Source organism: Lactiplantibacillus fabifermentans DSM 21115, assembly GCF_000498955.2.
GTDB lineage: Bacteria > Bacillota > Bacilli > Lactobacillales > Lactobacillaceae > Lactiplantibacillus > Lactiplantibacillus fabifermentans.
On record NZ_AYGX02000167.1, the window covers coordinates 1 to 15,376 of the forward strand.

The 15,376-nt window shown below is 42.6% G+C and carries 15 protein-coding genes; 14 read left to right on the forward strand and 1 reads right to left on the reverse strand.

Annotation, left to right across the window (positions count from 1 at the left end; all coding sequences use genetic code 11):
* Positions 1 to 90 precede the first annotated feature (90 nt).
* From DY78_RS15875 to DY78_RS14445, 3 genes are all read left to right on the forward strand, one after another.
* A complete protein-coding gene (locus tag DY78_RS15875; protein ID WP_191982880.1) occupies positions 91 to 243 on the forward strand; it encodes a hypothetical protein in 153 nt (50 codons plus the stop codon).
* 14 nt (positions 244 to 257) lie between these two features.
* Positions 258 to 1,427 (forward strand): family 8 glycosyl hydrolase, encoded by a 1,170-nt coding sequence (locus DY78_RS14440; protein ID WP_024626402.1) that lies wholly within the window; start codon positions 258 to 260, stop codon positions 1,425 to 1,427.
* Positions 1,428 to 1,653: 226 nt separating this feature from the next.
* A complete protein-coding gene (locus DY78_RS14445) occupies positions 1,654 to 2,583 on the forward strand; it encodes a DUF7916 family protein (RefSeq protein ID WP_024626401.1) in 930 nt (309 codons plus the stop codon).
* A gap of 65 nt (positions 2,584 to 2,648) precedes the next feature.
* Here DY78_RS14445 and DY78_RS14450 read toward each other — a convergent pair whose 3' ends face one another.
* Positions 2,649 to 3,653, reverse strand: a complete 1,005-nt coding sequence (locus tag DY78_RS14450) for a LacI family DNA-binding transcriptional regulator (RefSeq protein WP_024626400.1) — start codon at positions 3,651 to 3,653, stop codon at positions 2,649 to 2,651.
* A 139-nt stretch (positions 3,654 to 3,792) separates the two neighbouring features.
* Here DY78_RS14450 and DY78_RS14455 point away from each other — a divergent pair, with 139 nt between their 5' ends.
* The 11 genes from DY78_RS14455 to DY78_RS14505 all read left to right on the forward strand — a co-directional run.
* On the forward strand, positions 3,793 to 5,190 hold the full coding sequence (locus DY78_RS14455; protein ID WP_024626399.1) for a glycoside hydrolase family 1 protein: 1,398 nt from the start codon (positions 3,793 to 3,795) through the stop codon (positions 5,188 to 5,190).
* 47 nt (positions 5,191 to 5,237) lie between these two features.
* On the forward strand, positions 5,238 to 5,903 hold the full coding sequence (locus tag DY78_RS14460; protein WP_024626398.1) for a ribulose-phosphate 3-epimerase: 666 nt from the start codon (positions 5,238 to 5,240) through the stop codon (positions 5,901 to 5,903).
* Positions 5,904 to 5,919: 16 nt separating this feature from the next.
* Entirely contained in the window at positions 5,920 to 6,420 is a 501-nt protein-coding gene (gene rpiB, locus DY78_RS14465; protein WP_024626397.1) for a ribose 5-phosphate isomerase B, read from the forward strand.
* A gap of 23 nt (positions 6,421 to 6,443) precedes the next feature.
* Positions 6,444 to 8,306, forward strand: coding sequence for a beta-glucoside-specific PTS transporter subunit IIABC (locus DY78_RS14470; protein ID WP_024626396.1), 1,863 nt, complete (start codon positions 6,444 to 6,446; stop codon positions 8,304 to 8,306).
* Positions 8,307 to 8,635: 329 nt separating this feature from the next.
* Positions 8,636 to 9,121, forward strand: coding sequence for a PTS sugar transporter subunit IIA (locus DY78_RS14475; RefSeq protein WP_024626395.1), 486 nt, complete (start codon positions 8,636 to 8,638; stop codon positions 9,119 to 9,121).
* A 34-nt stretch (positions 9,122 to 9,155) separates the two neighbouring features.
* Positions 9,156 to 10,013: a PRD domain-containing protein gene (locus DY78_RS14480; RefSeq protein ID WP_024626394.1), complete on the forward strand. Its 858-nt coding sequence runs from the start codon at positions 9,156 to 9,158 to the stop codon at positions 10,011 to 10,013.
* Entirely contained in the window at positions 10,010 to 11,470 is a 1,461-nt protein-coding gene (locus DY78_RS14485; RefSeq protein WP_024626393.1) for a PTS transporter subunit EIIC, read from the forward strand. The genes DY78_RS14480 and DY78_RS14485 overlap by 4 nt, the downstream gene beginning before the upstream one ends.
* Positions 11,471 to 11,473: 3 nt before the next feature.
* A complete protein-coding gene (locus tag DY78_RS14490; protein ID WP_024626392.1) occupies positions 11,474 to 12,223 on the forward strand; it encodes a ChbG/HpnK family deacetylase in 750 nt (249 codons plus the stop codon).
* 128 nt (positions 12,224 to 12,351) lie between these two features.
* Positions 12,352 to 13,218, forward strand: coding sequence for a LysR family transcriptional regulator (locus tag DY78_RS14495; RefSeq protein ID WP_024626391.1), 867 nt, complete (start codon positions 12,352 to 12,354; stop codon positions 13,216 to 13,218).
* Between the two features lie 100 nt (positions 13,219 to 13,318).
* Entirely contained in the window at positions 13,319 to 14,794 is a 1,476-nt protein-coding gene (locus DY78_RS14500; protein ID WP_024626390.1) for an FAD-binding protein, read from the forward strand.
* Between the two features lie 11 nt (positions 14,795 to 14,805).
* The coding region (locus DY78_RS14505) for an SDR family NAD(P)-dependent oxidoreductase (RefSeq protein WP_056993541.1) at positions 14,806 to 15,376 on the forward strand (571 nt) is incomplete at its 3' end.

The following is a 15,376-nucleotide window of genomic DNA, read 5'->3' on the forward strand; positions in this document are numbered from 1 at the left end:
GGAAGCTGATCTTTTTTGTCCGAACAGCGTTCGGATTAATTTTACAATCTACCACAAATCAATATTGCGTTAGCAAGTGATTATGGCCAAATGACGGTCACCAACTTTATTTATACGATTGTGGCGTACTTTACGTATGCCCAACTGTTTATTATCGTTTCCGTCGCCGCCATGTTTGATATGTTGCGGGATAAATTGACCGGTCAACGCCATACGCAATGGTATAAAACACAACGTTTTTAGTGAGGGGCAGCTAGTTGAAAACATTCAAACAACATAAATATCAGTGGTTAATTAGTGCGTTGATTATTTTGGTCGCTATTGGCTTAGGGACCGCCATTTATAAGACCCAAAAGCCACCGGCCACTACCAATACGAGTGATCATGAGATTAAGACGCATTACGCGGAGTGGCAGGCGGCATATTTGCGTGGACAGCATTCAAAATACGTTCTGACGACCAGTACTGGCAAACCCCAAACGTTGTCCGAAGCGCAGGGGTATGGCATGTTGATTACGGTCATGGCGGCAAATCACCAGTTGGCCACGCAGCGAACCTTTAATCAGTTGACCCGTTACTATTTGGCGCATCGGCTGAGTGTGGCTAATCCGCTGATGGCTTGGCGCCAGACGGAGAAAAATGGTCAGATGCAAAGTGCTAGCAATGAACGCACGAGTGCCACGGATGGTGATTTAGATATTGCGTATGCCCTTATTTTAGCGGACCAACAATGGGGGAGTCGTGGCCAGTATAATTATCGCCGGCTCGCCAAGCAATTGATTAGCGCGATTAAAACGCATGAAATCAATGCAACCACGCATTTACCATTAGTTGGCGAGTGGGCCACAACGGCCAGCACGGTCAACTTAGTGCGACCATCCGATTTGATGACCGCCTATTTCCGTAAGTTTGCCAGTTACACCCATGATGGCAGTTGGACGCGGGTTGCTCAAAATAGTCAAACGGCGTTGCAAAAATTAAGCGCCGCCCATGCGACGGGGCTCATGGCAGACTTTGTCACGGTTAGCGGGACTAAGTTAAAGCTGGGCATGGTGCACGCTAAGCAAGTCGCCTCAGCCCACGATAATCAGTACGCGTATAACGCCTGCCGTATTCCATGGCGGGTGGCTTATGATTATCAGTTGAGTGAAAGTCGTACTAGTAAAAAAATCGTCCAAAAGATGTTAACGTTCTTTACGCGTCAAAATAAAATTACGGCCATCTATACGTTAAACGGGAAGGCCGTTACGAAGACGGCCAATCAGGCGTTCACCACGCCCATCGTATATGCGGCGCAAGCGACCGGCAATCAAGTGTTGACGAAACGCTATCCGACGGCGTTGAGTACGAAGATTGAAACGCACAATTATTATCCAGCGACGATTCATATGTTGATGCTGGTAATGAGTGGCGAGATTGGAAAATAGTGGGTATTTAGGGCGATGAATAGATTCTTGGTTATTGAAGTAACCAAAGTTTGTAGTATTTATAATAATTGAGAATTACAAACAGAAGGGATGCCAATGCGCATCCTTTTTATTTATGCGAAGTCGTTAACAAAAAGCTGCACATGTTGACGCTTACATACAAGCGTGTTATGCTATTGGCCAGTTGAGAAAACGATTACTCAAAAAATCAATAGGAGGTTCAGTCATGAATGATACAGTTAGACTGATTAGTGCTAGTGGGTCAGAAATCGAGCAGATGACCGGACGAGATTTAAAACAGGCGATTGCCAAGTCTGAAGGGCGCGTCATCATGGCCCAACATTTATTATTTGACGGGAAAGGGTTAGTACGTGGTATTACGAATACTGAATTAATGGGCGCTTTTGGCGCGGATATGGTGTTACTCAATACCTTCAATTTTGATGATGCCAGTAAAAATTTAGGTTTACAAGGGCTGTCAGTTAAAGAATTAAAGTCTCGAGTGCGGTTACCGGTTGGCATTTATCTTGGCTGTCCGAGTTCCGATAGTCATGAAGATGCGAAATTGTATGATAAAAAAGGCATGATGGCCTCGAAACAACACTTACAAATGGCGGTCGATTTAGGTGCCGATTTTATTGTTTTAGGTGGTAATCCCGGCACCGGAACGTCAATTCAAGATATTATCAAATATACTAAAATCGCGCGTGAAGTTTGTGGTCCGGACATGCTAATTTTTGCCGGTAAATGGGAAGATGGCGTCACCGAAAAGGTCCTTGGTGATCCGTTGGCAGATTACGATGCGCAGACGGTTGTGAAGCAGTTGATTGATGCTGGGGCTGATATTATTGATTTTCCTGCGCCGGGGTCTCGAAGTGGTATTAGTACGCGGATGATTCAAGATTTGATTTATTTAGTGCACACTTATAAGCCAGGGACACTTGCAATGAGCTTTTTAAACAGTTCGGTCGAAGGTGCTGACCAGGCGACGATTCGACAAATCGCATTGAAGATTAAAGAAACTGGAGCGGATGTTTGTGCAATTGGTGACGGCGGCTTTTCGGGCTGTTCAACCCCTGAGAATGTGATGCAATTGTCAATTTCGATGAAAGGGAAGCCATACACTTATTTTCGAATGGCCAGCACTAATAAGTAAAATTAGTGACTAAAAAGCGCTACCCCGTAAAAGGATAGCGTTTTAGTATATTTAGCACTGAAAAATTAACGACGAGTGGTATCACGCAGTCTAAGACTTACTGGAATAATAATATCTTGTCCTGGTCGTTCGGTCTGATTAATCAGTCCGAGTAAATAGTGAACCGCTTGGGTTGCGAGCTGTTCATTATTTTGGGCAACCGATGAAAGGGTCGGAGTGACATACTGGTCAGTGGGCGAATTATCGAAACCAATTAGTTTGATATCTTCAGGGACGGCGCGGCCAATGGTTCGTAGGACTTGTTGTAACTTAAGCGCAACCGAATCATTTACCGCAAAAATACCATCAGTATCAGGATGCCGTTGTAAGTAATCGACTAAGTCTTGTTCAATATTTTCAGGTGCGGATAACTTAAAGACGTGTCCCCAATCGTCAGTGTTCACACGTTGAGTTTGCAAGGCCTGTTTAAATCCACGTAACCGGTCTTGCATTGATGGCGTATCGAAGGTTCCAATCGCAATAACTGGATTTTTACATTGGGCTCTAAACAAAGTGGTGGTTGCTTGATAACCCCCATCAAAGTGATCAGAGGAGATGAAAATCGTTTCATCATTTTCTTCGGGTTGACGATCAACACAAACGTAAGGAATATTTTTTTGAATATTAGTATGCTCAAACGTAAATTTCGCACTACCAGAAATAACAATCAAGCCGTCAATACCTTTGCTGGCTAACGTTTTTAAGTAGTTTTTTTCACGAGTATCATCATGAGCGGTGTTACAGATAATTACGGAATAGCCATGTGTAAATAATTGGTCTTCTAATAATTTAGTAATTTCGGCAAAGAAAAAGTTACTAATATCTGGAATTAAAATGCCAATGGTATCTGAGCGGTTCATTCGTAAGTTTTTGGCACTATAGTTAGTTTCGTAGCCAGTGTCTTGAATAACTTGTTCAACTTTTTTGCGAGTCGCCTCTGAAAAACGGCCATTATTATTAATAACCCTTGAGACCGTAGCGACAGAGACTCCGGCTAATTTGGCGATATCTTTGATTGAAATATTTTGCATCTCTTTCACCTTACATGGTCGCGTACGACGATATTTTTAATAAAGCGTTGACAAACACATCTTAAGGTACTAGGATAGTGAATGTAAAGAGTAAACGATTACTCAAATAATATTATAAACCAATAATGGAGGGGTTTCAATGTCAAAGTTAATACCAGAGGGGGTTCCGAAGTCATTTAAATGGGGATCTTCAACTAATGCACAACAATTTGAAGGCGGTTTCAACGACGGCAATAAAGGTCTTTCAATTGCCGATGTGCGTACGACTGTTGGCCCTAAAGAAGATGCAACTGATGCGGCAGCAGGATTTGATGACTTTAAGGTTGCTTCGGACCATTACCATCGTTTTAAAGAAGATATTGCTTTGTATGGTGAGATGGGTTTTCAAATTTACCGTTTTACAATGTCGTGGACGCGCATCTTTCCAAATGGTGACGAAGCGGAACCTAATCAAGCCGGGTTGGATTATTACAGCGCAATGATTACTGAACTTGAAAAATATCATATTGAATCCGTTGTAACGCTATATGCTTATGACTTACCACTAGGATTGTTGAAAAAATATAATGGTTGGATGAGTCGTCAAGTCATCAAGGACTATCTACACTATGTCAAGACGGTGGTGACTTATTTCAAAGGGCGGGTAAAATATTGGGTTCCGTTTAATGAACAAAACTTTTTACCGCTAGATTCTCATTACATGGCCGGTTATCACGGTGAAAACAATACGGAATTGTTCCAAATGCAACATAATTTCAATTTGAGTTATGCGCAAGCTACCGTGCTGGTCCATCAAATTGACCCAGCAGCTAAAGTCGGTGGCAATATTGGTAATATTTGTGCATATCCTATGACCGCTGACCCCAAAGATGTAGAAGCAACGGATAACTTGATGAAGAAAGTTGGTTATGGCCCGGCCGATGTTTATTTCCGTGGTAAGTATTCCGCATTTTATTTAAAAGCTTTCCCCAATGCGGATATTGATAGTGTGATTAAGGATGGCGATTTAGAAACTATCCACAATGAAGAGCCAGATTTTATGTCATTGACCTATTATATGTCTTCGGCGATTGCGGCTGACCAGTTTGATGTTAACAATGAAATGAATGGCATTAAGGCACCCAATCCTTATTTACCACAAACTGAATGGGATTGGACAATTGATCCATATGGCTTTAAACATTTTCTTGAAGACTTCTACAATCGCTATCAATTACCAATTCTAATTCTAGAAAATGGTCTCGGTGCTCGTGATACGTTAACAGCCGGTGGTAAAGTACATGATGATTATCGGATTAAATATCTGGCAGATCATATTGAACGAATGCGAGAAGCTGTCGAAGATGGTGTTGAAATGATTGGGTACTTAACGTGGTCAGCAACTGATCTGTATTCAACCCGGGAAGGTTTTGATAAGCGTTACGGCTTCGTGTATGTGGATAAAGACAATCAATTGAAACGGATTAAAAAGGACAGCTTTTACTGGTATCAACAAGTAATCAAATCAAATGGTGCCAGCTTAATTGACAAAATATAATTTTTTACGCTTTGAGTAAACGATTACCTAAAAAGGAAGTATAAATTATGAGTCTATTATTAAGTCCGTCGATGATGTGTGCGAACTTTTCAAATTTGGAACAGGAAGTTAATTCGCTAGATAATGCCGGCATTGATTTTTTCCATATGGATATTATGGACGGAAGCTTTGTGCCTAATTTTGGTATGGGGCTGCAAGACTATGAGTATATCGGCAAGATTGCCCAACACCCGTTGGATGCCCACTTGATGATTGAAAATCCGGGTAAATATGTCCAATTGTTTAGTGACTTAGGTGCGCAAGTTATTTATTTTCATCCGGAAGCTGACCAACAGCCGGCGCGGGTAATTGATAATATCCACGGCTTAGGGAAAAAAGCGGGAATTGCCATTAATCCGGGAACCTCAGTGACTGCAGTTGAAGGATTATTGCCAATTGTGGATTATGTGATGGTCATGACGGTTAATCCGGGGTTTGCTGGGCAGCCATTCTTAGACTACGTACTACCCAAGTTTGAGCAACTTACGGCGTTACAAAAGCAATTTGGTTTTACGATTAGTGTCGATGGGGCAATTTCACGCCAACGTATTTCACAGTTGAAAGCTTTAGGCGTTGAAAACTTCATTTTAGGCACCTCAACACTCTTCAATAAAAATCAATCTTATCAAACAATCATTGATGAGGTCCGTTCAGAAAATACAGTACTAGCTTAGAAAGAGGTAAATTATTATGACAAAAATTGCAATTGGGTCCGATCACGTTGGTATTGAATTAAAACCGGTTATCAAAGATTACTTGGTTGAGCTAGGTTATGAAGTAACCGATTTTGGTGCCAATTCAACTGAAAGAACGGATTATCCAATTTATGGAAAAAAGGTCGGCGAAGCGGTTGCTAGCGGCGATTATGACCTTGGAATTGTTATTTGTGGGACCGGTGTTGGTATTTCGCTAGCTGCCAATAAGGTCGCTGGTATCCGAGCAGTTGTCTGCAGTGAACCGTATTCAGCGCAATTGTCCCGGCAACATAATAATACTAATGTGCTGGCTTTTGGCTCCCGGGTCGTTGGTGCTGAGTTGGCCAAGATGATTGTTAAAGCTTGGCTTGATGCGAGCTTCCTTGGTGGTCGCCACTTACGGCGCGTTGATGAACTTGCGGCGATTGAAGCTGCTGATGATGAAAAGTTTGAAGCAATTCGCACTTCCAATTCTGAACGGTATGCGGATAAATAACTGAAAGGTTAGGAGCGCCCAACATGGCAAAAAATGATTATAAGGCAATTGCTGATGCAGTGTTAAAAAACGTTGGTGGTAAAGAAAATGTTAACAGCTTAGTACATTGTGCAACGCGATTACGTTTTAAGCTTAAAGATGAAAATAAGGCTGACCAGGCAACGATTGAGAAGATTAATGGCGTGGTTTCGGTCGTCAAAAGTGGTGGGCAGTTTCAAGTGGTTATCGGTAACACGGTTGCCGACGTCTATGATCAAATTATGCCACAGTTAGGCGCAACTACTGAAACTGTGGAAGATGATGGCCCTAAAGGTAGTTTGTTTAACCGGGCAATAGATTTAATCTCAGGTATTTTTACCCCAATTCTGCCAGCGTTAATTGGCGGTGGGATGTTAAAAGGGCTTTTAATGCTTGCAGTTCAATTGGGCTTGAGTCAAAAGAGTGGAACTTACATTATTGCTAATGGTATGGGTGACGCGGTATTTTATTTCTTGCCGTTCTTATTAGCGATAGCGGCTGCTCGGAAATTTAAAGTTAATGAATATATTGCTTTGGTCGTTGCTGGTGCCTTGCTTTACCCGAATATTGTTGCAATTCTGGGTAAAGGGACGAATTTAGATTTTCTAGGTATTCCGGTAATCTCAGCGACCTATTCATCTTCAGTTTTACCAATTATTTTGGCAGTTTATCTATTATCGAAAGTTGATCATTTTTGTAAGCGGATTAATCCAAACGTGCGTAACATTTTAACGCCAGTGATTGATTTAGCTATCACAATTCCGATTACGTATATTATTGTTGGACCGGCGATGACCTATCTAGGCGATGCCGTTGCTAAAGGTTATTTAGCTATTTATAGTTTTAATCCGATGATTACTGGATTTGTGTTCGGTGGTCTGTGGGAAGTTTTAATTATTTTTGGGATTCACTGGGGAATGGTGCCAATTATTACGCAAAATATCGCGCAATTTGGGCATGATACGATTACTGGGATGATTGGACCGGCTAACTTTGCCCAGGCGGGTTCTGCGTTTGGCGTCTTTTTAAAGTCAAAGCGGGCTGATGTAAAACAAAATGCTTTGTCAGCGGCGATTACTGCCTTCTTCAGCATTACTGAACCAGCGATTTATGGGGTAAACTTAAAATATAAGAAGCCGTTTTATATTGCCTGTGGTGTTGGTGCGATTACTGGTGCCATAACGGGTGCTGCTGGGACTTCTGCTTTGGCAGCCATTCCGGTTGGTATTTTAAGTATTCCAGTGTTTGTTGGGAAAGGGTTCACAGCCTTTTTGATTGCGATAGCGATAGCATTCTTCGGGAGTGCAATTCTGACTTTCATGTTCGGCTATCAAGATATTGCTGAGGCTGAAGATTCACAAGATAAAGTATTGGTACAAAATAATGAACAGCTCAGTTCACCAGTTAATGGAACTAGCTTTGAATTAACGACAGTTAAAGACGAAGTATTCGCATCATTGAGCTTAGGTGAAGGCGTGGCCTTTGATAGTAACGACGGTAAAGTATATTCGCCTGTTAGTGGGATTGTACGCGTCGCTTATCCGACTGGGCATGCGGTCGGCATTGCCTCTGATGATGGTGTCGAAGTGTTATTGCATCTAGGTATCAATACGGTTGAATTGAATGGCAAATACTTTACTAGCCATGTCACTCAAGGTATGCGAGTAAAGCAAGGTGATTTACTAGTTGAATTCGACAAACCAGGGATTATTGAGGCCGGCTATGACACCACGGTCATGCTGATTGTAACGAATACCGATAGTTATGAATCGGTGCTACCAGAAACTTATGGAATTGTGACACGGCAGGATAATGTGTTGGAAACTAAGAAAACAGATCAAGCAGTTTTGAAGGCACAGCCAGTTTAAGCATCAAAATAGTGGTTGTATGATTGTGAAAATATGACGAATTCAACGAAACGGTTGAATTCGTTTTTTATTGCGAAAAATAAATCACAAGGGTTACTGGTGTGAGTTAGTGAAGCGTGAAAGGAATGTAACCACTGGGTATTTCTAAAAAATATAAATTAAGGGTTGCATATCTAAAAAGGATGTTTTATTATCTATGTAAGCGTTTTTACAAAAAACATACAAATTAACTTTAGGATTGTTACTCAAAACTCTTTGAGGCATTACCTTCGCTATTCATTTAGGGAGGACTGTGTCTTGAAGAGTTTTTTTGTGCGGGAGGTATTCAAATGTTTGGATTAAAAAAGAAAACGACTTTTAAAGTGGTGGCCCCAATTACCGGTGTTTGTCAGCCACTGACCGCCGTTGATGATGAAGTTTTTTCAAAAAAGATGATGGGTGATGGTTTTATGATTGCCCCCACGGCGGCTGCTAATACGATTGTAGCACCTATTGAAGCTACGGTAGCGATGTTACCAGATAGTAAACATGCTATTGGGTTAAAATCAACCAGTACCCCGATTGAATTATTGGTCCATATCGGGTTAGATACGGTGAAATTAAATGGTAACGGTTTTGAAGCATTAGTAAAACCGGGTGACCACGTTAAAGCTGGCCAGCCGGTCATCAAATTTGATTCGCAAGTGATGCAACAACATCAATTAAATATGAGTACGATGGTCATTTTTACCGCGGGTTATGCGCAAGCTATTGATTTAGGCAGCAAGTATCAACAAACCGTTGAAGCCGGGCAAGCCTTGTTGACCGCTCAATAAATTAATTAAAAAAACTAATAAGGAGGTGAGTCGTTTGTGGGTCGTTAAGAAAATTAATAATAATGCGGCCGTTTGTCGAGATAATAATGATGATGAACTCGTCGCTTTTGGTAAGGGCATTGGTTTTCCAAAAACGCCTTATGAATTAACGGATATGCGTAAAATTTCAATGACATTTTATAAACTTAATTTGCATTATTATCAATTATTAAAAGAAATTCCAGAAAACGTTTTTGAAGTGAGTGCCGAGATTGTGGCCCAAGCGCAAACGCAGATTCCGCGTAGTTTAAATCCTAATATAGTTTTTAGTTTAGCGGACCATATTAATTTTGCGATTACCCGCATGCAACAATATCAAAATATGAAATTGCCTTTTTCATATGATGTTCAGCAATTATATCCGGCCGAAACTAAAATGGGAAAATTTGCCGTTAAATTGATTCGGCAACGGTTAGATGTTCATTTGCCGAATTCAGAGGTGACGGCGATTGCGATGCATTTCGTTAATTCGCAGTCCTTGAGTGAGACGGCCACGACTAAAGATTTTACTGAAGAATTGATTGATCAAGCAACCCAGATAATCGAGCAACAATTTACGATTCAGATTGATCGTCAAGGCTTTACTTATAACCGGTTTGCGATGCATGTCCGGTATTACTTGAAACGAATTCAAGCTGATGAAGTCTTGAATGAGGACGATAACGCGACTTTATTTGAAGCGATGAAAAGCGAGTCGCCTAAAATTTATTCATGTGCGCAAGCGATTGCCACCAAGATTGATGAACAATTAAGTACCCACAGTAGTAATGATGAAATATTTTATCTAATGATTTATATCAAACGAATGTTGAATAAATCAATGAATACAACTAATGAGGAGTCTTCAAAATGAGTAATAAGAATTCACAATATGAAGCAACCGGCCAAGCGGTCCTAACCGCGGTTGGTGGTGCTGCCAATATTACGTCGGTGACCCATTGTATGACCCGGTTACGCTTTAACCTAAAAGACGCGAGTGTCCCTAACGATGATCAAGTCCGTGATATTAAGGGCGTCATTGGCGTGGCTCGCGCTGGTGGTCAATATCAAGTAATTATTGGTCAAACGGTCAGCCAAGTTTACGATGCGGTCTGTGCGGCTGGCGACTTAGCACATAATGCACCGATTAATGAAAATTTAGATGTCAATCAACCTAAAGAAAAACTAACTTGGAAGTCGGCTGGTTCGATGATTCTTAATAAGTTGGCTGGTAGTCTAACGCCGTTGATTCCGATGTTAATTGCGGCGTCGATGTTTAAGATGTTTGCCGCGGTATTTGGCCCAAGTATGTTGAATCTGATTAGTGCAAGTAGTGATTTATACAAAGTATTCACGTTTGTTGGTGATGCTGGTTTTTATTTCTTCCCAATCATTTTAGGATATACGGCGTCCAAACAATTTGGTACTTCAGCAATTGTTTCAATGTTCTTAGGGGCCATTATGATTGATCCCGATTTGATTAAAATTGTAACCGCTGGCAAAGCGTTCTCGGTATTTGGTATTCCGATGAGTTTAGTTAACTATTCTAGTACTGTAATTCCAATTATTTTGTCAGTATGGATTATGTCGTATGTGGAACGGTTCTTCAAACGCTATATTTCAGAAGCGTTGAGTACGATTTTAGTGCCAACATTGACAATTATGGTGATGGTTCCAGTTAGTCTTTGTGTGCTGGGACCGGCGGGTAACTTTATTGGTAACTACATTTGTGAAGGTATCTTAGCATTTGGTAAGATGGGTGGCGTGCCAAGTATTATCGCGATTGCAGTGATTGGGGCACTTTGGGAAATCTTAGTGATGACTGGAATGCATTTATTGATGATTACCACTATGATGATGATTTTTGCCCAATCTGGTCATGAAAACTTTGTAACATTAGGCGCAGTGGCGGCTAGTTTATCTGTTGCCGGGATGTGTTTAGGAACGGCTTTACGTTTGAAGGATAAAGACCAACGAACCTTAGCCTGGGGTTATTTAGTGGCTAGTTTAATTGGTGGCGTAACCGAACCTGGTTTGTATGGGATTGCGGTTCGTTACAAACGTCCCTTTATTGGCATGATGATTGGTGGCTTTTGTGGCGGTTTATACGCCGGCATTACCCATATTACGGCTTATGTGATGGTCCCAGTTGCTAACTTCTTGGCTTTAACCGGGTATGTTGGTGGTAGTTCAGTTAATGTTATTAATGGGGTTTTGAGTGGTGTGGTAGCCTTTATTGCTGCCGCAGTCGCAACTTATTTGATTGGCGTCGAATCCAAGCCCACGAGTATTACTGACACAACTAAAGATTTCAAATTGGTGGAGGCCTAATTTATGACAAAAGTGATTGTTCGTGCAGATGACTTAGGTTATTCTGAAGCGGTGAACTTAGGTATTGAGAAGACGGTCAAAGATGGGATTATTAATAATGTTGGGGTCATGGTTAATATGCCAACGACGCAACATGGGCTGGACTTGTTAGCAGGGACAGATGTCTGCTTAGGTTGTCATACGGTTATTTGTGCCGGTCGACCATTAACTGACCCCAAACTAATCCCAAGTATTACGACACCTGACGGCTATTTCAAACCGTCTAAAGTGTATCGCAGTGCTAAACAGGATTTTGTTGATTTAGATGAAGTTGTGCTAGAAATTGAAGCGCAGTATCAGCGATTTGTCGCGTTAACTGGTCAAAAGCCGGGTTACTTTGAAGGTCATGCGGTGGTTAGTGACAACTTCATCAAAGGGTTGCAACTAGTTGCCGAAAAGCATGATGTGCGCTTCTTGAATTTCTCATTTGATGGGACACCGACACCGCTCAACGGTAAGAAGTTATACGTAGCGATGGATAGTATGCACCCCAACTATGATCCGCTAGCAACTTTGAAGCGCATGGCTATGACGCCGCATTCGGATGGTTATGGCGTCATGATTTGTCATCCAGGGTATTTGGATGATTACATCTTAACGCATTCTAGTTTAACCATTCCCCGGACTCAAGAAGTGGCGATGCTGTGTGATGATGCTACGCGTAACTGGCTAAAAGAAAATGATATTGAATTGATTAGATATGATGAAGTTTAACAGGTATTAAGTAAATAACGGCGAATTCAACGGTCGGTTGGGTTCGCTTTTTTAATTTTCCATAGGAACCGCGTATCATAACCGTTAAAATAAAACTAATCAATCTATTCAGAAAAGTAGGTGCACACATGAATTACAACCTAATGCCAGTTAAATATTTTGTCGATGTCGTGCAAACGCACGGGTTCATTTCGGCCGCGAAGCGTAACTATGTTTCCGAGACTGCCGTTAGTACCGCGGTTAGCAAGCTCGAGGCATCACTCGGGCATAAATTATTGAATCGTTCTGCTGGGCAGTTTGCGTTGACACCAGTGGGGGAACAGTTTTATCCGCGTGCGGTGGAGATTTTGAACGCGTATAACGAGATTTGGCTTCATCCGGATCAGCATCCAGACCAATTATTACGGATTCACTTCTTACCCGGGTTAGCTGCCGATGCTGCGGCGTTTGCGCAACAATTGCCCGCTAAATACCGGATTAATTTTGATGAGGAAATGTTAGACCACAGTGTGAGTCGCCTGCTCAAAGGCAGCTATGACTTACTAGTCGGGTTCGAATTGGCCTTTGTCAATAATGCCAAAATCAAAACGGTGCCACTCCGGACGATTAGTTTTGACCTGATTTTTAACGCCACCGCTGCTGAAGATGGGGCGGCTAATTTGCAAACGATCGCGCAACAATCGACGTTTTACTTGCAGTATTGGCAGTCGACCGGAATTTCCGATATTCAAGATGCTATGATTGAAGCTTATCAACAAGCCGGTTGGGATTATCAACAGGTGGTCGGCGTCAATAGTTTTGCGGCGGCTTGTTTGAATGTCAACTTCAAAGGGGGCTTTACGATGGTCCCAGCTGATTTTGAAATTCCAGCTAATTGTGAAAATGTCTACAGATATTCTCCGGCGCAGCTACACGATGCCTTTAAGGTCGTGATTGCAATGAATAGTGCTTTATCAAAGGATTTATGCAAATTAGTTGCCCACACGATAAGTTAAAGTTATTACTAGTAACTTTTTGATGTTGGCCTTTTCTTGTGAATGAATCTACAATTTAAGCTGTAGATAAGCAAACGTTCTAAGGAAGGCGTGAGTCAAAATGAAAACGTTAACAACATCAGTAGTCGTGGTCGGTTCTGGTTCCGCGGGAATTTCCGCTAGCTTTGATTTGTATCAGCGACACGTGCCATTTATCTTACTTGAACGGGGTGACAAAGTTGGTGGGGCCGGTAAATTCGGCGCTCACGGCGTCTTTGCTATCAATTCTAAGCAACAGCAAGCCCAAGGCGTTACATATGGCTATCGCGAGGCGTTTCAAGGCTTCACCGATTATAATCATTACTTCGTCAATGGCGAATTATTGGCGCGCTTCTTAAAAGCGTCAGGTGAAAATGTAGACCGGCTGGCCGCGATGGGGTTGCCGGTGACCGTTGAGCCGAGTGAACAAAAAGCGCATTTGCATGACCCGCTGGTTTATCATAAATTCAATAATTTCAAAGAAAAAATGGCTAACTGGGATGCGTTACCGGCTAAGTTTGTCGCCGCGGGTAATCAAGTCTTAACCGAAACAGCAGCGGTTGATCTCGATTATGACGACGGGCTTAAAGCGGTCATCGTCGCCGATAAAAATGGTGAGCAGACCCGCATTGAAGCACAAAAAGTTATTTTTGCGGATGGTGGTTATTGTGGTGATGCGACGATGATGGCGGCCAAATATGCGGACAGTGCCGAACTCTTGAACTTAGGTGAGCGTAAAGCCGATGGCACCGGAATTAAGTTAGCTAAGCAGCTGGGCGCGGACACGACCCACCATCCGGTCTTATTTGCCCATGGTTGTGCGCCGAGTCGCAACATCAACCCGATGCGTCGCGACAGTAGTGTGGAAACTTTGACGAACTTACCGTTACTGTGGGTCGACCAAACGGCTAACCGCTTCGTCAACGAAGATGTGGTCTATGACTTTGCGATGTGGGCGAATGCCGCGCATAACGTTAACGGCAAGTATTACGTCTTAGTTGACCAAGCCACACTGGACAAGTTCAAGACGAGCGAAGTGCCACTAGAAGATACCTTTGAACGTCAATTTTGTGAAGTCGGTGAGACGCCGAAGACGACGGTGGGCCCATTGCCAAATATTCAAGCGGACTTTGATGCGGCGGTGACAACTGGCGAAGTCGTTAAAGGGACTGATTTAGCGGACTTAGCGCGACAATTACAGTTACCATTAACGGCGTTGCAACGGAGTTTGGCAGCGTATAACCAAGCCGTTGCGACTAAGACTGACGAGGTCTTTTTGAAAGCGGCTGACGAATTGTTATTTGATGTCCAAGATGGCCCAGTTTATGCCATTGTCGAACATTGCGCCATTTTAGGTACGCTCGACGGGGTCAATGTAAACCGTAACTGTGAACCAGTGACGAAAGCAGGCGCGCCGATTAAAGACTTATACGTCGTCGGCAATAACGTCAATGGGCTCTATTCAGATGGTTATCCGAGTTATGAAGGAATTGCCAATGGGTTTGCGTTTGTATCTGGTTGGATTGCCGCTAAAGAAGCGGCGCAAAGTTTGAAATAGGAGGAAACATCATGTTAAAAGATAAAGTAGCGTTAGTCACCGGGGCGGCTCAAGGAATTGGTTATGCGATTGCGGCTGAGTTTGCCAAGCAAGCGGCCAATGTGGTTTTGGCGGATTACAATCCCAAAGTTAACGAAGTCGCTGAACAGTTAAATGCCAAGTCAGCTGGCCAAATAACTGGATTAGTCATGAATGTGATGGACAATGACAGTATCAAAAATGGCTTGGATCAAGTGATTAACGATTTCGGCCACCTCGACTATGTGATGAACAATGCGGGTGGCGGCGTTTTGAAGCCCTTTGCCGAATTGACCGATGATGACTTTGATAAGACCATCAACCTGGATTTGCGCGGGACCTTCCAATGCATGCGCGCTGAAATCAACGTCTTCTTGCAGCAAGGTTATGGCTCGATTGTCAATACCGGGGCGTTAGGCAGTATTTATAATCCGGGTGGCATGGGCGCTTATAATGCCGCCAAAAATGGCATTATGGGGATGACGCAAGCCGCAGCCGTCGATTATGCTGAGGTAGATTGTAAAATTAATCCGAACGCTGTTCGGACAAAAAAGATCAGCTTCC